Origin of the sequence: Streptomyces viridifaciens (genome assembly GCF_001888885.2) — a bacterium.
Lineage (GTDB): Bacteria > Actinomycetota > Actinomycetes > Streptomycetales > Streptomycetaceae > Kitasatospora > Kitasatospora aureofaciens.
The window spans coordinates 6,522,160-6,546,989 of sequence record NZ_CP090841.1; the positions used below are offsets into that span (position 1 = coordinate 6,522,160).

General features: G+C 74.0%; 17 protein-coding genes. 6 read left to right on the forward strand and 11 right to left on the reverse strand.

What is annotated here, in order from left to right:
• Positions 1 to 42 precede the first annotated feature (42 nt).
• Entirely contained in the window at positions 43 to 1,083 is a 1,041-nt protein-coding gene (locus tag BOQ63_RS36510; protein WP_223886319.1) for a GntG family PLP-dependent aldolase, read from the forward strand.
• Positions 1,084 to 1,113: 30 nt separating this feature from the next.
• Here BOQ63_RS36510 and BOQ63_RS36515 read toward each other — a convergent pair whose 3' ends face one another.
• Positions 1,114 to 1,614, reverse strand: a complete 501-nt coding sequence (locus BOQ63_RS36515; RefSeq protein ID WP_030283600.1) for an FBP domain-containing protein — start codon at positions 1,612 to 1,614, stop codon at positions 1,114 to 1,116.
• A gap of 258 nt (positions 1,615 to 1,872) precedes the next feature.
• On the opposite strand from BOQ63_RS36515, the gene BOQ63_RS36520 reads away from it, so the two are divergent.
• From BOQ63_RS36520 to BOQ63_RS36530, 3 genes are all read left to right on the forward strand, one after another.
• A complete protein-coding gene (locus BOQ63_RS36520; RefSeq protein WP_191093623.1) occupies positions 1,873 to 3,423 on the forward strand; it encodes a threonine/serine exporter family protein in 1,551 nt (516 codons plus the stop codon).
• Between the two features lie 181 nt (positions 3,424 to 3,604).
• A complete protein-coding gene (locus BOQ63_RS36525) occupies positions 3,605 to 3,910 on the forward strand; it encodes a WhiB family transcriptional regulator (RefSeq protein WP_030283604.1) in 306 nt (101 codons plus the stop codon).
• Between the two features lie 176 nt (positions 3,911 to 4,086).
• A complete protein-coding gene (locus BOQ63_RS36530) occupies positions 4,087 to 4,242 on the forward strand; it encodes a DUF6131 family protein (protein WP_094742860.1) in 156 nt (51 codons plus the stop codon).
• A gap of 78 nt (positions 4,243 to 4,320) precedes the next feature.
• Here BOQ63_RS36530 and BOQ63_RS36535 read toward each other — a convergent pair whose 3' ends face one another.
• Both BOQ63_RS36535 and BOQ63_RS36540 read right to left on the reverse strand, forming a co-directional pair.
• A complete protein-coding gene (locus BOQ63_RS36535) occupies positions 4,321 to 4,575 on the reverse strand; it encodes a hypothetical protein (RefSeq protein ID WP_072655699.1) in 255 nt (84 codons plus the stop codon).
• Positions 4,576 to 4,719: 144 nt separating this feature from the next.
• A complete protein-coding gene (locus tag BOQ63_RS36540) occupies positions 4,720 to 5,271 on the reverse strand; it encodes a hypothetical protein (protein ID WP_072655700.1) in 552 nt (183 codons plus the stop codon).
• Between the two features lie 218 nt (positions 5,272 to 5,489).
• Here BOQ63_RS36540 and BOQ63_RS36545 point away from each other — a divergent pair, with 218 nt between their 5' ends.
• The gene (locus tag BOQ63_RS36545) at positions 5,490 to 6,461 is read left to right on the forward strand and encodes a helix-turn-helix transcriptional regulator (protein ID WP_223886139.1); all 972 of its coding nucleotides are present in this window, start codon (positions 5,490 to 5,492) and stop codon (positions 6,459 to 6,461) included.
• 89 nt (positions 6,462 to 6,550) lie between these two features.
• Here BOQ63_RS36545 and BOQ63_RS36550 read toward each other — a convergent pair whose 3' ends face one another.
• Genes BOQ63_RS36550 through BOQ63_RS36570 form a run of 5 tightly spaced genes read right to left on the reverse strand, consistent with a single transcriptional unit; the run spans position 6,551 to position 18,218 of the window.
• Entirely contained in the window at positions 6,551 to 7,246 is a 696-nt protein-coding gene (locus BOQ63_RS36550) for a formyltransferase family protein (RefSeq protein WP_030550852.1), read from the reverse strand.
• Between the two features lie 2 nt (positions 7,247 to 7,248).
• Positions 7,249 to 8,499 carry a cytochrome P450 gene (locus BOQ63_RS36555; RefSeq protein ID WP_030550851.1) on the reverse strand — a complete coding sequence of 417 codons (1,251 nt, stop codon included), beginning with the start codon at positions 8,497 to 8,499 and terminating at the stop codon, positions 7,249 to 7,251.
• A gap of 2 nt (positions 8,500 to 8,501) precedes the next feature.
• Positions 8,502 to 10,283 (reverse strand): beta-ketoacyl synthase N-terminal-like domain-containing protein, encoded by a 1,782-nt coding sequence (locus BOQ63_RS36560; RefSeq protein WP_030550846.1) that lies wholly within the window; start codon positions 10,281 to 10,283, stop codon positions 8,502 to 8,504.
• A 46-nt stretch (positions 10,284 to 10,329) separates the two neighbouring features.
• Positions 10,330 to 12,147: a non-ribosomal peptide synthetase gene (locus BOQ63_RS36565; protein ID WP_150476252.1), complete on the reverse strand. Its 1,818-nt coding sequence runs from the start codon at positions 12,145 to 12,147 to the stop codon at positions 10,330 to 10,332.
• Entirely contained in the window at positions 12,144 to 18,218 is a 6,075-nt protein-coding gene (locus tag BOQ63_RS36570) for an acyltransferase domain-containing protein (RefSeq protein ID WP_499504747.1), read from the reverse strand. The genes BOQ63_RS36565 and BOQ63_RS36570 overlap by 4 nt, the downstream gene beginning before the upstream one ends.
• A 747-nt stretch (positions 18,219 to 18,965) precedes the next feature.
• On the opposite strand from BOQ63_RS36570, the gene BOQ63_RS36575 reads away from it, so the two are divergent.
• Positions 18,966 to 20,330, forward strand: coding sequence for an MFS transporter (locus BOQ63_RS36575; RefSeq protein ID WP_030283619.1), 1,365 nt, complete (start codon positions 18,966 to 18,968; stop codon positions 20,328 to 20,330).
• A gap of 118 nt (positions 20,331 to 20,448) precedes the next feature.
• On the opposite strand, the gene BOQ63_RS36580 is transcribed toward BOQ63_RS36575, so the two are convergent.
• The 3 genes from BOQ63_RS36580 to BOQ63_RS36590 all read right to left on the reverse strand — a co-directional run bounded on the left by BOQ63_RS36580 (position 20,449) and on the right by BOQ63_RS36590 (position 24,828).
• The gene (locus tag BOQ63_RS36580; protein WP_150476254.1) at positions 20,449 to 20,904 is read right to left on the reverse strand and encodes a hypothetical protein; all 456 of its coding nucleotides are present in this window, start codon (positions 20,902 to 20,904) and stop codon (positions 20,449 to 20,451) included.
• Between the two features lie 5 nt (positions 20,905 to 20,909).
• Complete coding sequence (locus tag BOQ63_RS36585; protein ID WP_050366950.1) at positions 20,910 to 23,447, reverse strand: penicillin acylase family protein; 2,538 nt, start codon at positions 23,445 to 23,447, stop codon at positions 20,910 to 20,912.
• 88 nt (positions 23,448 to 23,535) lie between these two features.
• A complete protein-coding gene (locus BOQ63_RS36590; RefSeq protein WP_051746838.1) occupies positions 23,536 to 24,828 on the reverse strand; it encodes an ATP-grasp domain-containing protein in 1,293 nt (430 codons plus the stop codon).
• Positions 24,829 to 24,830: the final 2 nt, after the last annotated feature.

Consider the following 24,830-nt stretch of genomic DNA (forward strand, 5'->3'; position numbering starts at 1 on the left):
GAACGCACCATGCAACGAGAGGACCCTCCTGCCGTGATCGAGATGCGCAGTGACACCTTCACACTGCCGACGCCCGAGATGCTCACCGCAATGACCGAGGCGGAGCTCGGCGACGACGTCTACGGCGAGGACCCGACGGTCAACGAGCTCGAACGCCGCTCCGCCGAACTGACCGGCAAGGAGGCGGCCTGCTTCTTCCCCAGCGGCACCATGGCCAACCTGGCCTCGGTCATGGCCCACGCGCCGCGCGGAACCAAGGCCGTGGTCGGCACCGAGAGCGACATCTGGCTGTACGAGGCCGGCGGCGCCTCGGTCTGCGGCGGGGTCGTCTACGAGCCGGTGCCGAACCGGCCGGACGGCACGATCGCGCTGGCCGACCTCGCCGCCGCCTTCCCCGCCGACCCGGACGACCCGCAGTTCGCGCTGCCCTCGCTGATCTGCCTGGAGAACACCCACAACCGCTGCGGCGGCGCGGTGCTGCCGCTCGACTACCTCGCCGAGGTGCGCCGCTTCGCGGACGAACGCGGCGTCGCGGTGCACCTGGACGGCGCCCGGGTGGTCAACGCGGCGATCGCCGCCGGGGTCGAGGTCGCGGAGATCACCGCGCACGTCGACTCGGTGCAGTTCTGCCTCTCCAAGGGGCTCGGCGCGCCGGTCGGCTCGATGGTGGCCGGCAGCGAGGAGTTCGTCGGGAAGGTGCGCCGGCTGCGCAAGATGCTCGGCGGCGGGATGCGCCAGGTCGGACTGCTGGCGGCCGCCGCCCTGGTCGCCCTGGACACCCGGGAGCGGCTCGCCGAGGACCACGCCAACGCCCGGCGACTGGCCGAGGGGCTGGCGCTGATCCCCGGCGTGGAGATGGACCCGGACACCGTGAAGACCAACATCGTGATCTTCAAGGTCACCGACGAACGCTTCACCTGGCGCACCTTCCTGGCCTCGGTGCACCAGCAGGGCCTGGCGGTCACCGAGTTCGGCCACGGCCGGATCCGCGCGGTCGTCCACAACGGGGTGAGCGCCGAGGACGTGACGGCCGCCGTCGGCATCGTGGCCCGGGTGCTCAAGGAGGGCCCGACGGCCGGTTGAACCGGCCGCCGGGGCGCCGCGGGCGGCGGATCACGCCGTCCGCAGCACCTGCTCCACGAACGCGTCCAGGTTGGCGACCGTACGGGAGACCTGCTCCTCCAGCGTCAGGGACTCCTCCGGCCGGCTCACCGACGCCGACCGGCGCCTGCCGCGCACGTACAGCGAGCAGCCCAGGTCCGCGCAGATGTAGGTGCCGACGGTGTTTCCCTCGCGCCCGGCGGCACCGGCCCGCCGGGCGGAGAGCAGCGCCACCCCGCTGCCGCCGTGGATGGTGATGCACAGCGAGCACACGTTGGTCTTGGTCAGGCTGCGCCGGACGTTCGGCGCGCGGAGCGTGATCCCCACCAGGCCCTCGCCCCGTACGGCGACCAGGTAGCCGCGGTCGGGTGCGCCCGGATCCCGCCATCCCAGGAAGTCCAGGTCGTCCCACGGGAGTTCGGACAGGTTGCGGGGAACGCTGAGCCTGCGTGCCTCTCCCTTCGAGCAGTTGACGAAGGATTCACGAATCTCGTTCTCGGCAAGTGGACGCATCCGTCAGAGCCTAGGGCGTGTCCGACGCTTCCCGCCAGACGCACCCCGGTCGACCGCCGAGCGGGCGCCCCCGCCCTGTGCACTTCCCCGAGGCCTGCACCCCGGGCAGCCGGGCGGTGCTCCACCGGCCGCCACCGGCGGCCGGTGGGGCGTGAAGCGGGCGGGCGTGCGCCGGGCGTGACGTTCACGAATCAATGACAACGGGTAGTCGACTGGGTGCGAAAGGTAGCCAAGTGGGGGGTGATGCAGGGAGCGACGATGCCGGAACACGAGGAGCGGGGCGCGCGGGCCGAGTCGGAGGGCCGGGCCGGTCGGCGGGTGCCGCCGCAGGGCAGGCACGGCGAGGCCGCCGACGCCGAGGAGGCCGATCCCGGGAGACCGCTCGGGCCACCGGGGCCCGGGCGGGACGTCGATCCGGCGGCGCGCTGGCCCGACCTGATGCTGCCGCTGCTGCGCACTCCGACCTCCGCCCGCCCGCTGGTCGGTGTCGGCAAGCGCGACCGTGACGGCGCACCGGCCCCCGCCGAGGTCGCCGCCGTCGTTGATCTGGCCCTGCTGGTCGGCGAGTTGATGCTGGCCTACGGGGAGGCCGCGGAGGGGGTCGAGGCGGCGATGCTCGCCGTGGCGCGGACGTACCGGGCCGGCCCCTGCGATCCCCAGGTCACCTTCACCCGGGTGGCGATCTCCTACCAGCAGGGCCCCGGGGAGCCGCCGGTGACGGCCGAGCGGACGGTGCACCACCCCGCCGGGGACTACGCGGGGCTCGCGGCGCTGTTCCGGCTGGTCACCCGGATCACCGCGGGCGGCCTCGCCGTGGAGGCCGCCCACCGGAGGCTGCGGGCCGTGCGCCGGCACTGCCGCCACTACCCGGCCTGGGCCCTGGTGGTGTCCTCCGGTCTGCTGGCCGGTGCCGCGACGCTGCTGATCGGCGGCCGGTCCGACGCCCGGGCCTGGCTGGTGTTCGTCAGCGCCGTGGTGGCGGCGATGGCCGGTCACTGGCTCGCGGCGCTGGTGGGGCGGCACGACCTACCGGAGTTCTACCGGATCGCGGCGGCCGCGACCCCGGCCGCGGTGGTCGGCATCCTGCTGTCCTTCAACCAACTGCACCTGCGCGGCTCGGTGGTGATCACCGGCGGGCTCTACGCCCTGCTGCCCGGCTGGCCGATGGTGGCGGCGGTGCAGGACGGCCTCGCGGGCTTCTACCTCACCGCCGCCGCGCGGTTGCTGGAGGTGGTGTACCTGCTGGCCGGCGTGATCGTCGGGGTGATGACGGTGCTCTACGTCGGCGTCAACAACGGCGCCGACCTCGCCACCCAGAGTGTGCCGACCTCCCTGGCCGACCCGCCGCTCCAGCTGGCGGCGGCGATCCTGCTCGCCCTGGCCTTCGCGGTGCTGCTGAACACCGAGGCGGCCACGCTGCCGGCCGTCCTGGTCAACAGCACGGCCGGCTGGACGACGTACGCCGTGCTGGTCGGCGCCGGTGGGGAGCCGATCATGGCGACCGGGCTGGCCGCCGTGCTGGTCGGCCTGTCCGGCCAGCTGATGGCCCGGTACCGGGGCAGTTCCGCGCTGCCGTTCGTCACCGCCGCCCTGGGCCCGCTGCTGCCGGGTTCGCTGCTGTACTTCGGGATGCTGGCCTTCGTCCGAGGCGAACCGGAGACCGGACTCAGCGGGATGGGTCGGGCCACGGCCACGGCGATGGCCCTCGCGATCGGCGTGAACCTGGGCCGCGAGGCGGCCCGGCTGTTCCTCCCGGCCACGGGGGCGCCCCCGCCCGCCCGCCGGCGCGGGGGCCGCCACCGTCGCTGACCCGCCCGGGCCCGGACCGGTCCGCCGCCGGTCCCGGTCCGTCGCGGGGACGCGTCCCGTCGCGGGGACGCGTCCGTCGCCGGGATCTGTCCGGTGACGGAGGCGTCCGGCGGGCGTGGGCATGAACACGCGGGACGCGGTTAGACGAGTGGGGCAACGACCCCGATCGGAAGGATCCGCCGTGGCCGACCTCTCCCGCCCGCTGCCCGCCGCCCCCGAGCGCCACCGGAGCCCCCAGCCGGCAGGCGCCTGCCACACCTCCGAGGGCGCGGTCCCCTTCCTCCCGGCCCCCGCCCACCGCACCACCGCGAAGGAGGCGAAGGAACGCGAGGCGGCGGCGAAGGCCGTCTGCGCGGGCTGCGCGGTCCGGGTGGAGTGCCGCCGGCACGCGCTCGCGGCGCGGTTGCCGTACGGCGTCCGGGGCGGGCTGACCGCGGCGGAGCGCCGCGCCCTGTTCGCCGTCGATCCCACCCCCACGGCCGCCTGACGACCGCCGCCGAGGTCGGAGGCCGGTCGCGGGTTTGGTTGTCTCGTGCGGCGGTAGACGCGAGTCATGGGCAGGGTCGGAGAGGTGACGGCTCCGCCGCCCAGGGGCGGCTCCGACGCCGTGCGTCGCAGCCGGCCTTCCCGACCGCCGTCCCCACGACCCTCAGGGAGGACCTCGTGATCATCCTCGGCGTCATCCTGCTTATCGTCGGCTTCCTGCTCGGGATTTCGATCCTGTGGACGATCGGCATCGTCCTGGTCGTCATCGGCCTGATCCTGTGGCTCCTGGGGGCCCTCGGGCACGCTGTCGGTGGCCGCCGCCACTACTACTGACCAGCTGGAACGCGGTCGCGCCGGTACGGACCACCGTCCGTACCGGCGCGATTCACGTCCTCCCGGGGAGGACCCGCCTCAGGGCGCCACGGCGTCCGCCGCGGGCGGCTCCGGTTCGTCGTCGTCGCCGTCCGTGCCGCCCTTGTGGCGGACGTCGGCCGGGGTGGGGGCCGTGATAGAGCGTTCCTCGGCGGACCGTTCCCGGTCCCCGACCTTCCCCCGTGCCTTCTCCCGGACGTCGGCCGGGGTCGGCGCGGTGATCGAACGCTCCTCGGCGGACCGTTCCTGGGTCGGTTCGTCCGGCTGGGTCCCGTTCTGGTCACGCGTGGTCATGGCTTCCTCCCTTTCCGAGGCTGTCCGGGCCTTACGAGGCTGTCCGGACCCGTCCGAGTCGTCAGCGAACGGACGACCGGACGGGTGCCCCGAAATCCGCCCCCGAACCCTGGGCCCGGTGGCCGCACGCCGGGATCCACCCGGTCAGACGACGACGCCCGGTTCCAGGCCGTCCGGTTCCAGGCCGTCCGGTCCCAGCCCGTCCGGCGCGGCCCCCGGCCTCGGCGGGAGGACGGCTCCGGTACCGGTGCGGATGAGGACCGCGTGCAGCCGTCGTACGGCGCCCTCGGCGTCGGCGAGTGCCTCGGCGTCCGGTACGACGGTGCCGAAGGACTGCCGCCGGTCGGCGGGCAGGGAGCGCCAGGACAGGACGGGGGCCAATACGGTGCTGGCCCGGGCGAGGAACCAGGCCAGCTGGCCGTGGGTGCGGGCGATGCCGAGGGCGAGGACGGCGAGCGCCTCGCGCAGGCGCTCCAGGCGGTCCATGACCGGCAGCGGCTCCGGTCCGGTCTCGGCCCCGAGCGCCTGCGCGAGGCCCTCGGCGGTCTTCCGGGCCAGTGCGGCGTCCTGCGCGGCGAGTTCCCACAGGCCGTCCCGGAACTGCCGCTCGGCCTCCGCGGCGAGCGCCGCGACCTGCGCGCCCATGCCCGGACCGGGATGCGGTCGGCGGGCGGACGGCGTGCTGCGCGGGGTCATGGAGGCCCTTCCGGTGGGGTACGCACCCGGGCGGGGTGCTGTCCCACCGTGGTGCACCCTCACGCCCGCCCGCAGCTGCGGGAACGAAGCGACCTGCCCGGACGGGCGCCGGAACGAAGCCGGAGCGGGCAGGGAACGAGTGATCGGCTTTCGGTCGCGCCGAGTGGCGCGTAGCCTCGGCACCGATCCCGCAGACGGGGCGGCATGCCGATGGACGGGTGGCGGTGACGGTGGAGGAGTTGTCCTTCGACAGTACGAGCGCGGAGGCCACGGAGGAGTTCCTGTCCACGGCGTACACGCCGATGCGGATCGGCAAGTCGGCGGCGGACGCCAGGACCCGGATAAGCCGCAGGGCGGCGGGCCCGCTCAACGTGGACCGGCTCTCCTTCGGCTACGACATGGCCTACGACGCCGAGAGCCTCGGCCGGGTGTGCCTGCTCAGCATCCACGCCGGCACGGTCGTCGACCGGAGCGGGGCGGACGGGGAGCAGGGGGAGACGGTCTTCGGCCCCGGCGAGACCTTCCTGATCGCCCCGCCGGACGCCCCGTACCGCGGCGAGGTCCGCTCGGCCCGCTACACCATCGCGATGTTCGACACCGCGCTGCTGGACGCCATGGCGCCGGCCGGCGCCGAGGGCGCGCCGGTGCGGCTGACCGGCCTCCGGACCGTCGACGAGGCGGCGAACCGGCAGCTGGGCGCCGCGGTCGCCTACGTGCGCGACCACGTGCTGGACAACCCGGCCGCCTACGGGAACGAGCTGCTCCTCACCACCGCGGCCCAGCACCTGGCGGCGGCCACCCTGGCGGCCCTGCCCCACACCGGCCGCACCGATCCCGTCCCCGCCGACCGGACCGACGCCACGCCGGCCACGCTGCGCCGGGCGATCGCCTTCGTCGAGGCGAACGCGGACCGGGAGATCTCCCTCGCGGACATCGCTGCGGCCGCCTTCGTCACCCCGAGGGCGCTGCAGTACGCCTTCCGTCGGCACCTGGACACCACCCCGCTCGGCTACCTGCGCCGGGTGCGGCTGGACGCGGCCCACCGGGACCTGCTGGCCGCCGACCCGGCGACCGCCACGGTGACCGGGATCGCGATGCACTGGGGCTTCGCCCACCCCGGCCACTTCGCGAGCCTGTACCGCGCCGCGTACGGGCGTTCGCCGGGGTGGACCCTGCGCCTGCGGGACTGAGCGCTGCGCCTGCGGGACCGAGCGCCGTCACCGCGGCGAAACCCCGGGTGCCGACCGCCCGGCCCGGGCCGGGCGGTCGGCACCCGGCCTCAGCCCTCGTGCAGCGCCCACCGGCTGCCGTCGACCTGCGCCGTTCCCGGCAGGGCGATCAGCTCGGGCTTGAACAGCGGCGGCGCGCCCATCGCCGGCTCCCAGGTGGCCAGCGCCTCGTCCTGGGGGACCTCGATCCGCCGGCCGGCGGCCAGGTCGGTGACCACCTTCACCAGCAGCCGCACCCCGAGCGGCGCCAGGTGGTCGTGCCACAGGCTCCGGGCCGTCGAGCCCGGCGGCACGAACAGGTGCTCCTGGGCGGCGATCGGGCCGCCGTCGGTGCGCTCGGTGAGGTGGTAGACGCTGCCGCCGGTCACCTTGTCGCCGTCGCGGACCGTCCACCGGATCGCGTCCCGGCCGCGGTGCAGCGGCAGCAGGCTGGGGTGGTAGCCGATGGCCGCGACGGCGGCCCGGGCACGGGTCTCGCGGCCGAGGAAGGCATGCGAGTGCGCGGCGAGGATGATGTCCACCCCGTCCGGGACGTGCCGCGCGCGCAGTTCCGCCGAATCCGTCCAGGGGATGTCCCGGGGGTACGCCCAGGAGCGCAGGCGGTCCCAGCACATCGCGTTGCCCTCGTCGGACTGTCCCTTGCGCAGCCGGGGGGCGGCCGCGCCGACGATCTTGTGCCCTTCGTCCAGCAGCGCCTCCGCGACCTGCACGGCGAACGCGCCCTGCCCTGACAGGTAGATGTGCATCCTCACTCCTTCGGCCCGGCGGGGGCGTCCAGCCCGGCGGGATCGGGCTCGAACCGCACCGGCAGCGTCGAGAAGCCGGTGAGGAAGTTGGACCGGATCGGCAGCGCCTCGCCGGTCTGCTCGAAACCGGTGGTGAAGTCCCGCAGGGCGATCAGCAGTTCGGCGATCTCCACCTTGGCCAGGTACGAGCCGACGCAGAAGTGCGGGCCGTAGCCGAAGGCCAGGTGCCGGTTGGGGGTCCGGCCGAGGTCGAACACCCCGGGCCGGTCGAAGACCCGCTCGTCCCGGTTTCCGGAGGCGTGCCAGAGGGTGACGATCTCGCCGGGCCGCAGCCGTACGCCGTGCAGTTCGGTCTCCCGGACGACGCTGCGCCCGAAGTGCATGGTGGGCGAGGCCCAGCGCAGCACCTCGTCCACCGCGGTGTCGACGGCGACCTCGTGCCGCTTGAGGCGCCGCCACTCCCCGGGCCGGGCGGCGAGGGTGCGGACGCAGTCGATCATCGTCAGCCGGCTGGTCTCGTCGCCCCCGATGATCAGGCTGTAGCAGTTGAGCACCACGTCCTCGTCGGTCAGCGGCACGCCGTCGATCGCGCTGGCGACCAGCATGCTGATCACGTCGTCGCCGGGTGCCTCGCGCCGTTCCTCGACGAGGTCCATGAAGTACATCAGGATCTCGTTGCGGGCCATCTCGGAGTCGACCTCGTCGACGTCCTCGTCGTCCGTGGACAGCGCGGTCCGCGTCAGGCCGAGCAGGTGGTCCTGGTCCTGCCCGGGCACGCCGAGCAGGTTGGAGATGGTGGTCATCGGGATCCGGGCGGCGATCTGCTGGGCGAAGTCGCAGCCGCCGGACTCGACGGCCTCGCGGATCCACTGCCGGGTGTTGGCCCGGACGGTCCGGGCGACCTCGTCCAGCACCCTGGGGGAGAGCACCCGTTGGAGGATCTTGCGCAGCTCGTGGTGGCGGTGCCCGTCGGTGACGGCGAGCATCCGGCCGGCCCCGGCGTCGCCGCCGCCCAGCAGCGTGACGAGGACGTTGCCGCGCTCGGAGGTGAAGTTCCGGTCGTCCCGGTAGGTGGTCAGGATGTCGTCGTGGCGGGAGAGCACCCAGAAGCCGCGACGGCCGTCGACCGGCGGGTTCCAGTGCACGGGCGCGGTGTCCCGCAGGGTGCGCCAGAACCCGTCCAGGTCGTGGGTCGCGAAGGTGGCCGGGTCGCCCAGGTCCACGGTGGCCGGTGCCGGAGCCGGTGCGCTCATGCTCACCAGTCCGTTCGCCAGAACCGGCGGGGCCGGAACGGGTAGGTGGGCAGCGGCACCCGGTGGCTGGCCTCGCCCACGTGCAGGGCGGCGAAGTCCACCTGACGTCCGGTGACCCAGGCGGCGGCCAGCTCGGAGAGCGCCCGCTCGTCCCGGCCGGAGGGCACGATCCCGTGGTCGGTGCGGGAGAAGCCGTCGGAGTCGGTGCGCGGGGCAGCGGCGGTCGTGGTGGCCGGACCGCGGGCGTCGTCGGCCAGCGCCGCGATCAGCTCGGCGCGGCTGCGGACCACGGCCGCCCAGCGGCGGGGCATCACCTTGCGGCCGAGGTTGAGGCTGAAGCAGACGTCGTCCAGGCGGAGTCCGGGGTTCGCCTCCAGCCACTCCCGGAGCCGGGTGCGCTGCCGGGCCAGGGCGTCGTCGTCCAGGGCGGACAGGGTGGCCAGCCGCGGCCGGCCCTCGACCTCGGGGGCGCGCCGGGCGGGCGTCGGCGCCTCCTCCAGCAGCAGGTGGGCGTTGTAGCCGCCGCCGCCGATCGAGGTGATGCCCGCCCGGCGGATGCCCGCCTCCGGCTCCCAGTCGGCCCCTTCGAGCTGCGGCACGAAGGGGGTGCCGGGGAAGTCGAGGTCCGGGTTGACCTCGGTCAGGTTGATCGTCGCCGGGAGCTTCCGGTGGTACAGGGCGAGTGCGGCCTTGATCGCGCCGAAGCCGCCGGAGACCACACCGCCGTGGCCCACGTTGCCCTTGACCCCGCCGATCGAGGTGGTCGCGGTCTGCTTCCCGAACGCCATGGTCGCGGCGTGCACTTCGAGCTCGTCGGTCACCGGCAGGCCCAGGCCGTTGGCCTCGTACATGGAGACGGTGTCCGGGGCGACGCCGCCGACCTCCATGGCGCTCGCGATGCAGGCGCTCAGCCGTTCGGGCTGGGCCAGGCCGTACGCCATGGCGCTGACGCCGTTGTTGTTGACGGCCGAGCCCTTGACCACGGCGTAGACGTGGTCGCGGTCGGCGACGGCGTGGTTCAGCGGCTTCAGCAGCACGGTGACGACACCGCTGGACAGCGCGGTGCCGGTGCCGTTGGCGTCGAACGGGCGGCAGTGGCCGTCCTTCGACAGGATGCGGTTCTCCTCCCACAGGTGGCCGCGCGGGTGCGGCAGCCGGACCATCGCGCCACCGGCGATCGCCATGTCGGTCTGGCCGAGCAGCAGCGACTGACAGGCCAGGTGCACCGCGTAGTGGAAACCCGCGCAGACGGCCGCGACGGTGACGGCCTCGCCGGTGAGGCCCATGTAGTACAGGGCGTTGGAGGTCATGGTGTCCGGCGACCACGCCAGGCTGGCCTCGATCGCCTCGGGGCCGACCGACACCCGGTCCGGCGGGGAGCTGTAGAGCGCGGCGGTCTGCGGGTTGTTGGCGCCGTACATGCCGATCTCGGCGACGAGCCGGTCCGGGTCGTAGCCGCCGTCCTCCAGCGACTCCCAGGCGCTCTCCAGGAAGAGCCGGTTCTCCGGGGTCATCGCGGCCGCCATCCGGTCGCTGATGCCGAACACCGACGGGTCGAACTTGTCGTAGGTGTCGAGGACGCCGCACGCCCGGACGTAGAACGGGCTGTGGATCAGCGTCTCGTCGACGTGGATGTCGTCCTTGGCCAGGAAGGAGATGGACTCCCGGCCGTGGACGAGGTTGTCCCAGAACTGCTCCTTGGTGCGCGCTCCGGGCGCCCGTAGGGACATGCCGATGACGGCCACGTCGCCCGGGTCGTACTCCTGCTGGGGGCTGTCGGTCATGGGAGGGGGCTCCTGCTCCGTTGTCGAGTGAGGGTGGCTCAGCGGCTCAGCGGCCGACGGTGCCGCGGCCGCGCAGCGCGGCGCGACGGGTGCCGGCGCGCTCGCGGGCCGACCGGACCACCTCGGGGGTGGCGCCGCTCTCGTCGTCGAGCCATCGGGCGAGGGAGGAGATGTCGCGGAAGCTGAAGAGGTCGGGAACCCGGACCCGGCGCTCGAAGCGTCGGGTCATCAGCCGGGCCAGCCGGACCAGCAGCAGCGAGTCGCCGCCGAGGTCGTAGAAGGCGGACTGCACGTCGATGGCCGACGGTTCGAGGCCCAGGAGCTGGCCCCAGATCTCCGACAGGGCCACCTCGGTCGGCGTGCTCGCGGCCGTGAGCGGCCCGTCGGCGCCGGCGGCCGGCGGCTCGGGCAGCGCGTTGCGGTCGAGCTTCCCGCCGGGGCCGATCGGCAGGGCGGGCAGCACCACGAGCGTCGCGGGCACCATGTAGTCGGGCAGTTCGACGGCGAGCCGGCCGGTGACGGCGCTCTGCAGCGCGGCGTCCAGCCGGGGGCGGTCCGGCGCGGCGCCCTCGGCCGCGGGCACGACGTAGCCGACCAGGCGGTTGCCCCGGACGACGGCGGCGGCCTCCCGGACCTCGGGGCAGGCGGTCAGCCGGGCCTCGACCTCCTCCAGCTCGATCCGGTAGCCGCGCAGCTTGACCTGGTGGTCGGTCCGGCCGAGGAAGCGCAGCTCGCCGCCGTCGGTGAACTCGACGACGTCCCCGGTGCGGTACATCCGCTCGCCGCTGCGGAAGGGGTCGGGGAGGAATCGTTCGGCCGTGGTGCCCGGCCGGTTGACGTAGCCGTGGGCGAGGCCGGGGCCGCCGAGGTAGAGCTCCCCGGACGCACCGGCCGGCACCTGCCGCAGCTGCTCGTCGAGCACGTACACCCTGGTGGTCGGCGGGCCGATGGTCGGCTCGCCGGTCCCGTCCGCGGGCACCGGCCCAAAGGAGCAGAACACGGTTCCCTCGGTGGGGCCGTAGGCGTTGAACACCCGCTCGGCGCCGGTCTCCCGGTACGTCCGGTCCACCAGCTTGCGGCGCAGCGCCTCACCGCCGAACACCACCGAGCGTACGTTGGGCGGCAGGGCCCCGGCGTCCAGCAGGCCGTTCATGACGGACGGGACGACGTTCAGGTGGGTGATCCGGTCGGCGTACCGGCTCTCCGCCAGGTGTACCGCGCTCTCGACCAGCACGACGGCGCCGCCGCGGCACAGCGCGTTGAAGATCTCCATCACGGACATGTCGAAGCAGACCGAGCTCGCCGCCGAGATCCCGCTCAGGTCGCAGCCCTCCAGGACCCGGTCCAGCTCGGCGAGCATCGCCGTGCAGCCGCCGTGCCGGACGGCCACGCCCTTCGGCCGGCCGGTGGATCCGGAGGTGTAGATGACGTACGCGGTGTCCTCGGGCACCACCGGTACGGGCCGGGCGCCCGGCTCGGTGGTCACCGCGTCGCCCAGCACGACCACGGTCGGGCCGGGCGGGCAGGCGGCCCGGGAGCCGGGCGTGGTGAGCAGCAGGCGGGCGCCGCTGTCCCGGACCATGAAGGTCAGCCGGTCGGCGGGGTAGTTGGGGTCCAGCGGCAGGTAGCAGGCGCCGGTGCGCAGGGCCGCCAGGATGCCGACCAGCAGGTCGGGGGTGCGCTCGACGCAGATGCCGACCGGGACGCCCGGCGCCGCGCCGGCGGCGGCCAGCTGCTCGGCCAACTCCCGGGAGCGTTCGTTGAGTTCGCCGTAGGTCAGGACTCCGGCGTCGGAGTAGACCGCGGTCGCGTCGGGGCTCTTGACCGCCTGCTCCAGGAACTCCGAGTGCAGGGTCGCGGTCACCGGGCCGTCCCCTCGGGCAGGCCGGTCGGCGCGAGGCCGCCGAGGGGCAGGTCGGGTCGGGCGATCGAGTCGAAGAGCACGCTGCGGTACAGCGCGAGCAGTGCGGTCACGGTGTGCCTTTCCAGGTAACTCGGTTTGAACTGGACGTGGCCGGCCACCTCGCCGTCGATGTCGGCCATCGAGATCTCCAGGTCGAACTTGGCGAGGTGCCTGCGCACTTGGAGCGGCTCCAGCGGCAGGGCGCCGTCGGGAGTGAGGGTGCTGCCGACGCCGTGGAAGAGCTTGACGGAGCGGGGGAAGGCGTCCGAGGACAGCCAGTTCACCACCACGTCGAACCACGGGGAGCGGCCCTCGGCGCGCGGCGGCTTCAGCTGCGAGGCCAGCAGGTCGAGCGGGTAGTTCATGTGCTCCAGCAGGCCGAGCGAGAACGCGTGGACCTCGCGCAGCAGTTCGCGGAAGCTGCGGTCGGCGGCGGGGTTCGCCCGGACCAGCACCGTGTTGAGGTAGTAGCCGATGGCCGACTCCCAACCCGGCTCGGCCCGTTGGGCGATGGCGGTGGCCAGCACCGAGTCCTCCGTCCCGACCGCGCGGTTGAGTGTGGCGAAGAACCCGGCGAGGACGACGGTGCTGATCGACACGCCCTCGCGCAGCGCGAACTCCCTCAGCAGGCGGGTCTCTTCGGCGCTCCAGCGGAACGCCAGGTCGCGGCCCTCGTAGGTGACGCCCGGCGGCCGTTCCTTGTCGGACAGGTCGAGGTGGGCGGGCGGATCGGCCAGCTTCCGCGACCACCAGTCCAGCGCCGCGTCGGCCGCCGGGCTCGCCAGCCACTGCCGCTCCCGGGTGACGAACTCGGTGTACGGGGCGACGGGCGGGCCGGCGGCCGGGTCGGCGCCCTCGTAGTACTCCTGGAGCTCGCGGATCATGACGTCGGCGGAAGCCGCGTCCGAGGCGATGTGGTGGACGAGCACCAGCAGGTAGTGGTCGGCCGGCCCGCGGGTCAGGAGGACGACCCGCACCAGCGGCCCGTTGTCCAGGTCCAGCGGCCGGTGCCCGTGCCGGGCCAGCTCCTCGCGGGCCTGCTCGTCGTCCAGGTCGGAGGTGTCCACCACCAGGAACTCGTACACCGGCTCGTCCAGGATCACCTGGTACGGGCTGCCGCCGGCCTCCACGAAGAGGGTGCGCAGCGCGGGGTGGCGCAGCATGACGGCCCGTACGGCGCGCTCCAGGGCCTTCTCGTCGACCGCGGCCCGGATCCTGGCCGTCACCATGAAGTTGTAGGGCACGGCGTCCGGCGAGACCATCTGCATGAACCAGAGCGAGGCCTGGCCGTGCGAGGCGGGTGCCAGTCGGAGGCCGAGGCCCTCGGCGCGCAGCTGGTCCAGCGCGGGCGCGTCGGTGGCCTCCAGCAGGCCGCGGGCGTCCAGCTCGTCGAGCAGCTCCTCGGCGTCCAGTTCGGACAGCTCGGACAGCTCGGACAGCTCCGACAGCTCGGACAGTTCGGACGGGCCGTCGGGGAGCGTCCGGCCCGGCCCGGCCCCGACGGCCGCGGGCGGACCCGGAACGGCGGCCGGAACCGGGGCTGCGACCGGCGCGTGCTCCACCGGCTCCACCGGCTGCGGCGCGGCGGCCGGTCCGGCGGTGAGCTCGACGAAGTGGCCGACCACCTCGGAGATCGCCCGGCCGTCCAGGAACACCACCGGCGACACCCGGTGCCCGAACAGCGACTGCAGCTTGTTGACCAGCCGGATCGCCAGCATCGAGTCCAGACCGAAGTCGAGCAGGCTGGCGTTCGGGTCGAACCGGCCGACCGGCACGCCCAGCGCGTCGGCCAGCTCGGCGAGGACGACCTCCGCCACCGGCCGGCTCCCGGTCGGCTGCTGCTCCACGGGCCGGGCCTCGGGCACCGCCGCGACGGCGGCGGGCGCGGGCGCGGCCGCGGTCTCCACGGCCGGGGTGCGCGGCTCGGTGTCGATCCAGTAGCGCTCCCGCTGCCACTGGACGAGCGGGGTCTCCACCACCTCGACGTCGTCGGCGAACAGCCCGTCGAAGGTCAGCGGCAGCCCCCGGACGAACAGCGAGGCGGCGGCGCCCAGCAGGCAGCGCAGGTCGCTCTCCTCGCGCCGCAGCGAGTTGATCGCGTGCACCCGGGCGCCGCGGGTCAGGGCGATCTCCTCGACCGCGCCGCGCAGCGTCTCGTGCGGCCCGATCTCGACGAAGGTGCCGACGCCCTGGTCGACCAGTGTGCCGATGGTCTCCGCGAACCGGACCTGGTTGCGCAGGTTGTGCACCCAGTAGTCGACGTCGGCCGTCGGGTTCACCGCGCCGGCCACCGCGGTGGAGTGGAAGTCGATGCCGGGCGGCAGCGGGACGATGCCGTCGAGGGCCGCGCGCAGCGGCTGGATCAGCGGGTCCATGCCCGGGCTGTGCACGGGCCGTTCGACCCGGATCCGCCGGACCGAGATCCCGTCCCGCCCGAGTTCGGCCTCCAGGGCGTCGATCGCCTCGGGGGAGCCGGAGACCGCCGCGCTGGTGGGGCTGTTGACCACGGCGACGGCGGCGTGCCCGGCGTACGGCGCGAGCCGCGGCAGCAGCTCGGCCTCCGGCAGGTCGACCGAGATCATGGCGCCCACCGCGGCCTCGCGCTCCAGCAGGTGCGAGCGGGCGACCACGACCCGGGCGGCGTCCTCCAGCGAGAGCGCCCCGGCGACGCAGGCGGCCGCGACCTCACCCAGGCTGTGCCCGACCACGGCGGCCGGCTCGATGCCGAGGCCGAGCCAGACCTTCGCCAGCGAGACCTGGAGGGCGAACAGCACCGGCTGCTGGAAGTCCATCTCCTCGTACCGGGCCCGTTCGGCCGGGGCGGCCAGCTGCTCCAGCACCGAGCAGCCGCCGGCCGCCCGCACGGCCTCGTCGCAGGCCTGCATCCAGCTGCGGAAACCGACGTGCGAGCGCAGCAGTTCGCGGCCCATGCCGACCCACTGGGTGCCGCCGCCGGAGAACACCAGCGCCACCCGCCGGTCGATGTTGCCGGAGACCGCACCCGTGAGGACGTCGGGGTGCGGCGTTCCGGCGGCGACCCGGGCCAGGCCGTCCAGGACGTCCTGCCGGTTGCGGGCGAACAGCGCGATCCGGTGGCCGTGGTGGCTGCGCCGGGCGGCCAGGGTGTAGGCGAGGTCGGAGACCCGCAGGCCGGGGTCGCGCTCGACGTGGTTGGACAGCTCCCGGCAGGTGTCGGCCAGCGCCTCGGCGGTACGGGCCGTGACGGGCACCAGGTGCAGCCGCTCGTCGGCTGCGACGGCCCCGCGGCTCGGCGTGGTGTGCCGCCCCCGGTCGCCGGCCAGGAACGGGTGGGCGGCGACCGGCAGTCCGGCGGCGTACAGCGCGCCGAGCGAGCCGAGCAGGGTCGCGGCCTCGTCGGCGCCGCGGCGCATCGAGGGCAGGGTGGTCGCCGGGAGGATCTCCGACACCGACTTCAACAGCAGCGGGTGCGGGCTGAGTTCGACCACCGCGTCGACGTCGTGGTCGCGCAGCCTGGTCAGCGCGTCGACCACCCGGATCTCTTGGCGCAGGTTGTCCGCCCAGTAGTCCGGCCCGAGTTCGGCGCCGTCGACGGGCGCGCCGGTGACGGTCGAGATCATCGGGATGCGGGCGGTCCGCGGCCGGATGCCGTCGAGTTCGACCTTCAGCGGGGCGAGCACGTGGTCGACCAGCGGGGAGTGCGGGGCGTGGCCCATCCGTACCCGGTGGTTGGTGACGCCCGCCCCGGTCAGCCGCTGGACCAGGTCGTCGATCTCCTGCGGGGTGCCGGTGACCAGCGTGGAGTGCAGGCCGTTGCGGCCGGAGAGGGTGAGCCCACCGGTCAGGTGCGGCGTGACCTCGTCGGCGGCGGTCATCACCACGATGCCGTCGCCCCGCCCGACGGCCAGCTGCTGGAGCAGCCGGCCGTGATGAGCGGCCAGCCGGGAGGCGTCGTCGAAACCGAGCGCCCCGGCGACGTGGGCCGCGGCGAACTCGCCGACGCTCTGCCCCACCACGACGTCCGGCTCCACCCCCAGCGAGCGCCAGGCGTCGGCCAGGGCGACCTGGAGCGAGAACAGCAGCGGCTGGAAGACGTCCATGTCGTCCAGGCGGCCGTCGGGGGAGAGCAGTTGGTCGACCAGGGAGAAGCCCAGCAGCTCCCGCATCCGCCGGTCCGACCGCATCATCGACCGGCGGAACACGGGCAGGCCGGCGAGCAGCTGCCGGCCCATGCCCACCCACTGGGAGCCGTTGCCGGAGAACAGGAAGGCCACCCGGGGCCTGCGTCCGGGGCCCTCCCCGACGCTGAGCCCGTCAGCCGTCGCACCCCTGCCGAAGGCGTCGAGGGAGGCCCGGAGTTCGGCCATGTCGCGGGCGGTGGCCGCGAGCCGGAAGGCGCCCTCGCCGGGCTTCCGGGCGCACAGTGCGCGCAGGTCGTCCTCGTCGCGCAGCGCCCGGGCCCGTTCGGCCAGCGCCTCCCGGGAGTCCGCGGCGAGCAGCAGCAACGAGGCCTCGGGGCGCGGCAGTTCCTCGACCGCGACGTGGCAGATCGCGCCGCCGAAGCCGAAGGAGCTGACGCCTCCACGGCGGGCGTCGGAGCGCCGCGGCCAGGGCGTCAGCCGGTCCTGGACGGTGAGGTTGTACTCGTCGAACATGATCTGCGGGTTCGGCGCGCTGTAGTGCAGGCTCGGCGGCAGCACGCCGTTGCGCACCGACATCGCCAGCTTGACCAGGCCGACGATCCCGGCGGCCGCCTCCAGGTGGCCGACGTTGGACTTGACCGAGCCGAGCCGCAGCGGCTCCGTCCGGTCGCCGCCGAGCACCGCGCCGATGGCGTTGGCCTCGATCGGGTCGCCGAGGGGGGTCGCGGAGCCGTGGCACTCGATGTAGTCGACGAGGTGGGGTGCGATGCCGGCCCGCCGGTACGCGGTGCGCAGCATCTTCTCCTGCGCCTGGGGGTTGGGCGCCGTCATGCCGTTGCTCGGGCCGTCGTTGTTGGAGGAGCTGCCCTTGATCAGGCAGTAGACCGGCAGGTCGCGCTCCAGGGCGGCGCTCAGCGGGGCGAGCACGACGACACCGGCGCCCTCGCCGCGGACGTAGCCGTTGGCGCGGGCGTCGAAGGACTTGCAGCGGCCGTCCGGGGCGAGCGCGCCCATCTGGTCCATGGCGGTGTAGTAGTCGGAGACGAAGCTCAGGTTCACGCCGCCGGCGAGCACCAGGTCGCTCTCGCCCAGCTGGATCGACTGGCACCCCACGTGCACCGAGACCAGGGATCCGGCGCAGGCCGCGTCGATCGCCATGCTGGGGCCCTGGAGGCCGAGCAGGTAGGAGACCCGGTTGGCGATGATGCCGTCGTGCATCCCGGTCGCGGTGTGCGGGGTGATCTGGCTGTCGGGGCCGCGGTAGTGGGCCAGGGCGGCGTAGTCGCCCCAGCAGGAGGCCATGAACACCCCGGTGTCGGTGCCGACCAGGCTGTGCGGCGCGATGCCCGCGTCCTCCAGCGCCTCCCAGGCCAGCTCCAGGATCAGCCGCTGCTGGGGGTCCATCTGGACGGCCTCACGGGGCGAGATGCCGAAGAACAGCGGATCGAAGCGGTCGATGCCGTCGATGAACCCGCCCCAGCGGACCCGGTCGTTGAGCAGTTCCCGCCGTGCGGCCGGCACCGGTCCGACGGCGTCGCCGCCCTCGACCAGCAGCCGCCAGAACGAGGCCGGGTCCGGTCCGCCGGGGAACCGGCAGCCGATGCCCACGACCGCGACGGGCTCGTTCGCGGTCGTTCGGCGTCCGCCGCGGCGGTCGGCGTCCGGGGCGGGCTCGGCGGCGGGCGGCCCGTCGACCACCGCGCGGGCCAACTCCTCCACGCTCGGGTACTGCCACGGCCAGGTGGCCGGGACGGGCCGGCCGACGAACTCCGACAGAGCCGCGGCGAGGGCCACCGACTTCGCGGAGTCCAGCCCGTACCGGTGCATCGGCGTCCGGCGGTCCACGGCGTTCGCGGGCACGGCCAACAGCTCGGAAACACGGGAGAGCAGGAATTCCGTCACGGCGGACACGTCTCGCGCTGCACGTTCTCGGGGCATGGCGACTCCATGGGCAGGGCGGGTGGAATGGTGGGGTGGAGTTTTTCCGCCGACCGGCAGCCGGCGCATGGACAGCCGGACCGCGGAGGCGAATTCAGCCGCTTCCGGAATCCCGCATCACGAGCGTCACGACAGCTCGGGAGATCGCGGATCAGCGGGCCACTGTGAAGTTCTCGCCGACGCGTGCGGCTCGTGCCGATCGGTCCGGCGGCACGTTCGCCGCCGGGGACTGCGCGGCGTTGCTGTCCCGATCCGCCCTGAGCACGGAGAACGGGGGGGAAACACGGGAAACCCCAACCGGGGTGGGTATCGAAGTCGATCGTGTCAAGCGCAAGGGAATATGCGAATTGAGGTGCTTCGGATCACCGAGCATTTACCGACCAGCGGGTATGAGAGTGCCACTTGGTGAATGGGGAGACAAGCGTCGCCGGAGACTGGTCGGGCCAGTGGCGAGATTCGATCGCCAAAGTGTCCGATTCGATCTCCTAGGGGAGTGGGCGTATGAACCGCCTTGCCGCCGGGCCGAGTTGGCGCGGGGCGGGGTGGACAGCGGACGACCCGCCCGGGCAAGCTGATCCCCATGCCAGTTGCGAGTCTCGAGACGGCGCCAGTCGGCGCCGACCGCTCCTCAGCCGGTCGGCACTTCCCGCGGCCCCGGGTGGCCGCACCCCCCGGTGCACCACGCGGCGCACACCCCGGGATGTGCGAGGGCGGGCTCGCATGACCGACACCGCGGTCACGCCGCTGATCCGACCCGGACTGGCCCTCGGAGTGCTGGCTGGGGCGCTCGCCCTGGACGTGAGCGGCCTCGGGGTGCTCAACGCCGCCCTGCCGTCCATCGGCACGCGTTTCGACCTGAGCGACACCACGCTCCAGTGGGTGATGACCGCCTACGCCGTCACCTTTGCCGGCTTCCTGCTGGTGGGCGGCCGACTGGCCGACGTGCTCGGCCGGCGCCGGGTCTTCGAGGCGGGCGTCGCGGTCTTCACCGCCTCCGCCCTGGTCGGGGCGGTGGCCCCGAACACCGCCGTGCTGCTGGGCGCGCGCGCCGTCCAGGGCATCGGTGCCGCCCTCTCCGGACCGGCCGCGCTGGCCCTGCTCTCCGAGGCGTTCCCGGCCGGCCCGGCCCGCAACCGGGCGTTCAGCGTCTACGCGGCCGTCGGCGCCGCGAGCTTCAGCGGCGGGGTGATGCTGGGCGGCGTCCTGACCCAACTGCTCGGCTGGCGCTCGGTGCTGTGGTTCTCCGTACTGCTGGGGGCCGGCGTCCTGGCCGTCACCCGCATCGGACTGCCCGACGGCGCCGGGCACAGCGGCCGGCTGGACCTGCCTGGCGCCGTCGCGGGCACCCTCGGCCTCACCCTGCTGGTCGTCGGCGTGAGCAGCGGCGGCGCGACGGCCTGGATCGTGCTCGGCGCCGCGGCGCTCTGCCTGGTGCTGTTCGTCGTCCGCGAGCACCGCACCGCCGACCCGGTGCTGCCGCTCGGCCTCTTCCGGCTCACCTCGGTGCAGTCCGCGAGCCTGGCCGCGTTCCTCCAGTACATGGGCTCGGTCGGGATGCTGTTCTTCGCCCCGCTGTACCTCCAGGGGATGCTCGACTACTCCCCGTTCGAGTCCGGCCTGGCGCTGGTGCCGATGTCCCTGGCCGTCTTCCTCACCGCCAACTTCGCCACCGGCCGCCTGCTGGCCCGGTACACCCCGCGCACCCTGATGGCCGTCGGCCTGGTGCTGATCGGCGTGGGCACCGGCCTGTGGACGGCCACCCCGCACTCCGGCGGCTACGTGACGTACGTGCTGCCCGGCCTGGTGCTCAGCGGCGTCGGCCAGGGCCTGAACTTCCCCTCGATGACCACCGCGGGGCTCTCCGGCGTCCCGGCCGAGCAGCAGGGCGTGGCCGGCGCGGTGAACGTGGTGACGCAGCAGATCGGCGCCAGCGTCGGCGTGGCGCTGATGGTCCTGGTCGCCGGGACCCGCGAGGACCAGCTCGGGGGCTACCATCTCGCCTACGTCACCGCCGCCGTCGCGTGCCTCCTCGGCGCGGCGGTCATCGCCGTGGGCCGGCGGACCAGGGCCGCCCGGACCGGCTGACGGAGCTTGAGCACGGGGCGGGCCCGGTGCGCGAAGTGCCGCGCACCGGGCCCGCCCCGGGGAACTGCCGACGGGTCGTCCCGCCGTTATGCCACCGCCGCGCCCGCGCCCGCGGCCGTCACCGCCCGGGCCGCAGGGCCGCGGCCGCCGTCCGGCCGAGCCAGACGCCCAGCAGCGCCTGGACCAGGCCGATCAGCAGGGTGACCGCGACCACCAGCGAGGCGAGTGCCGGCAACCCGGCCAGGGCGGCCACCGTCCGGGCGGTGCCGGCCACGGCGTCGCCGGAGGCGACCCGCCACAGCAGCGGGGTGCCCCAGCCGGCGACCGCCGCCACCGCCGCCACCAGCACCGCCGTACGGGCGCGCAGGCCGCGGACCGCGGTCACCGCGCCGACCGGCAGGCCGACCGCGAAGGGCAGGTACCACAGGCTCCACAGCGAGCCGACGGCCACCAGGGCGGCGGCGCCGACCAGCGTGGCGGGGAGCGCCAGTGCGGCGGGGAGGGCCGGGCCGCCGCCGGCCGGGGCCGGGACCGCCGACTCCTCGGCCGGAGACTGCTTCTGAAGATCCGTCACGGTGCTCACGCTCCCGGTCGCAGGGTCCACACCTTGGTGGAGGCAGGTTGGTCCGCGGCCATCAGCAGCGGCAGTGAACGGCCGTCCCGCCAGTACGGGATGAAGGTTCGGTACCAGGGCGAGGCCGGGTTCTCGCTCTGGCCGCCCGGGTACACGGCCTGGGCGGTGGCGCTGCCCGGGCCCTTCCAGTCGACCACCATGCGCCAGCTCGGCCCGAAGGTGGAGTTCATCCCGCCGTCGGCCGCGTTGACGGTCCAGCGGTCCCCCTCGGCGGGCACCGGCCCGTAGCCGAGGGCGTCGGCGTCGGTCAGGGAGGGGACCTGCCGGGTGTGCACGCGGTCCCAGGTCCAGGTGGCGGGGTCGCTCCCGAGGTCCTGGGAGAGCTCGGAGACGGCCTGGGCGAACGCGGTGCGCATGGCGTCCGGCGCCGTGCGGGTCGGGCCGCCGGGGGAGGTGAACGCCGGGTTGGCGGGATCGTGCAGGGTCCAGGCCTCCAGGTCCTCGTCGAGGCTCGGCAGCGCGCTGGAGACCTTGAGGTACCAGCGGTCCTTCTCGACCGGCACCTTGGCCTGGTCCCACCAGGGCTGGAAGGTGGTCTCCAGGTAGTCGTTCCAGAAGGTCCACCAGATCGGCCCGCCGGCGACGGAGGGCCGCATGGTGGAGTCCCAGCGGTCGAGGACGTCGAGCGCGGCCTGCTGGCGGGCGTCGAGCTTCGTGCCGGCCAGCGCCTCCTTGAGGTGCGGCAGGATGACGGTGGCGAGGTAGTCGGTCGTGTCGTTCTGCAGCGTGGTGAAGTCGGCGGCCGTCATCGCCGGGTGGCTCTCCAGGAACTGGTAGATCCGGGCGGCCCGGTAGCCGTTGTCGAAGGCGTTGAAGGACGTGCCGATGTAGTACGGGTAGTCGGCCGACACCGGGCGCTGGTTGGCCGTCGCGATCACGTGGTTCGGCGGGTTGTAGGCCTGTGGGGTGGCGTCGAAGGGGATGGCGCCGACCACGTCGTACTCGCCGGTGCCGGGCAGCGGGAACCAGGGGTCGCCGGCCTTGGTGAGCGGGAAGTAGCCGGCCGCGACCACGCCGATGTTGCCGCCGCCGTCGGCGTAGGCGAAGTTGAGCGTGGGGGCGTGCCAGTCGGCCAGCGCGGTGCGGAACTCCTGGTAGTTGCGGGCCTTGTCGACGGCGAGCAGCACGGCCAGGTCGGGGGAGGGCACGTTGCCCATCCAGCTGACCGAGGTGGTCTGGCCGGCCCGGGTGATCACGGGCCCGTGCACCGTGAGGTCCACGGCGAGGTGCTCGGTGTCCCCGCCGCGGACCGGGATGGTGTACTCCACCCGCTGCATCGGGTGCCAGGCGTTGTTCCAGAAGTACTGGCCGGGGTGGTCGGGGCTGGTCCGCTCGCTGTAGAAGACGGTCGACTGGTTCTGCGCGTCCGTCAGGGACCAGGAGATGTCGGCGTTGCGGCCGATCAGCACGCCGGGCATACCGGCCATGCTGGCGCCGGTGGCGTTCGTCTCGGGGGAGGAGAGCGCGATCTGGTACCAGTACGAGGGCAGGGTCGTCGGCAGGTGCGGGTCGCCGGCCAGCATCGCGTTGCCGCCGGCCACCGCCGGGCCGTTCGCGACCCAGGCGTTGCTGTCCGGGAAGGTGTGCATCTGGGTGGCGGGCAGCGCGCGGATGGTGTCGAGCAGGGTCCGGGCCGCGGTGGCCTCCCCGGCGGGGTCGGGGGCGCCGGTGGGCGCCACGGGCGCGGGGCGCGGCTGCGAGCGGTTGGCGGCGGCCGGGACGTCGGGCCCCGCGGAGTTGACGTTGGCGGGCAGCGGCGCGGTGCCGAGGTCGCGGTACGGTCCGGGATCGTACGGCCGCTGGTCGTTGGCCGCGTGGACCGGGAACCAGTCCATGGTGCGCTGCGCGCCCAGGGAGTCCCGGAAGATCGCGTAGTCCAGCGGGGTGCTGGTGAAGTCCATGCTCTGGGTGAGGACTTCCTGGATCACCAGGCTGTCCACCGGGGTCCAGTCGGCGGGGTGGACGCCGGTGAGGGAGAAGATCGCCGGCCACTGCCCGTTGTGGCGCAGCTCGGAGATCCAGGCGTTGACGCCCCTGGTGTAGCTGGTGAGCGCGCGGCCCGCCGGGCTGTCGGGCGGGGTGGCGGCCCACTCGGCCTCGGCGGTGCGCAGCAGCCCCATCTGCAGCTCGAAGCGGTCGGATTCGAGGCTGGCCGGCCCGTTCAGCTCGGCCAGCCGGCCGCGGCCCGCGCGCCGTTCCAGGTCGAGCTGGGCGAGCCGGAACCGGGCGTGCAGGTAGCCCTGGGCCTGGAACAGGTCGTCGTCGGAGCCGGCTTTGACGGTGGGGACGCCGTTGTCGTCGAAGGCGACCGTGACGGGTGCCTTGAGCCCGGCCAGGTCGAGGGTCTCGGTGTGCGGGAGTTCGGCGCCCGCGGCGGAGTCCCACACACCCGCCCCGGGGACGAGCGCGGTTCCGAGGGCGGGGACAGGCCCGATGCCCAGCGCGAGCAGCGCGAGGACCAGGCCGGAGACGACGGCTGCCACCGCCGCGTGGGTGGCTGTGCGTATTCGCCGCGGCAAGTTGACTCCAGGGGTGCGAGGTTGAGCGGATGTCGGTGGGGAGGGGGCGGTCTCAGGACCAGAAGGTGTCCATCCGGCGGTGGATGCCCTCGACGGTGGTCCGCAGTTCGGCGTATCCGGCGGCGGAGCCGTAGACCGTCCCGATCAGCCACTCGGTGCCGGCCCGCCAGTCGGCCCGCCAGGTCGGGTCGATCCGGGCGTCGACCAGGTCCACGCCGGGGACGGCCTGGAGGTCGTCGATCAGCTCGCCGCCGCCGGGGGCGAGCCCGTCGGCGGGCGGGGAGAGGAAGTACTGGAAGGCCACGGCGGGGCAGGCTGCGCCCAGGGCGAGCACCGGGGCGGGCGGCGTGAAGTCGCCCAGGGCGAGCCGCAGAGCGAGGAGCAGCAGGTCGGTGCCGGCCGAGCGCTTGAGGACGTCCGAGACGTGCCCGCCCAGGCGTCCGTTGACCTCGATCAGCCGCGGACCGTCGGGGGTGAACTTGATCTCGGTGTGGGTGACGCCCTCGCGGATGCCGAGGGCCCGCAGCGCGCTCCGCTCCAGGGCCACCACCTGCTCGGCCAGGCCGTCCGGGAGCAGCGCGGGCGTGAAGTAGCCGGTCTCCCGGAAGGGGTGGGCCAGTGGCAGCTTGCCGGTGACCGCGACGGTGTGGATCTCGCCGTCCTTGACCGCGGACTCGATCGAGACGTAGTCGCCCCAGAACTCTCCCACCACGGTGGGGTCGCTCACCAGGTACTCCTCCAGCACGAACACCGCGGGGGTGGTCGCGTCGGTGGTGAACTCGGCGTACCGGTCGGCCAGTTCGTCGCTGCTGCGGACCAGGCAGGTGTCCACGCTGCCGGCGCCCGAGCGGGGCTTGAGGACGGCGGGCAGGCCGGTCGCGGCGAGCGCCGGGGCGAGGTCGGCGGCGGAGCGGACCGTCCGGCAGACGGTGGACTGCACCCCGGCCGCGGCGAGCGCCGCGCGCTGCTGGAACTTGTCGACCAGCACCTCGACGGTGGCACGGTCGTGGAACGGCAGCCCGCAGCGCTCGGCCACCGCGGCGGCCGAGCGGAGCAGGTGGTCGCTGAAGGTGATCACGCCGGAGGCGCCGAACCCGGCGGCCCGCTCGACGAGTTGCTCCTCGGTCAGCCCGGCCGTGTCCACCACGGTGGCCGACTTCGGCAGCCCGGCCAGGTCGGCGGCGGCCTTCGGGTCGCCGAGGTCGCCGAGGAAGACCACCGTGCAGAGCCGCCGGGCGGCGCCGAGGATGCCGCGCGGGGTGGCCGAGCCGCGGCCGTAGACGACCAGCAGCACCGGCAGGGGTGCGGCGGCGGGGGACTGGGGCCTGGTGTCGGAGGGTTCCACGG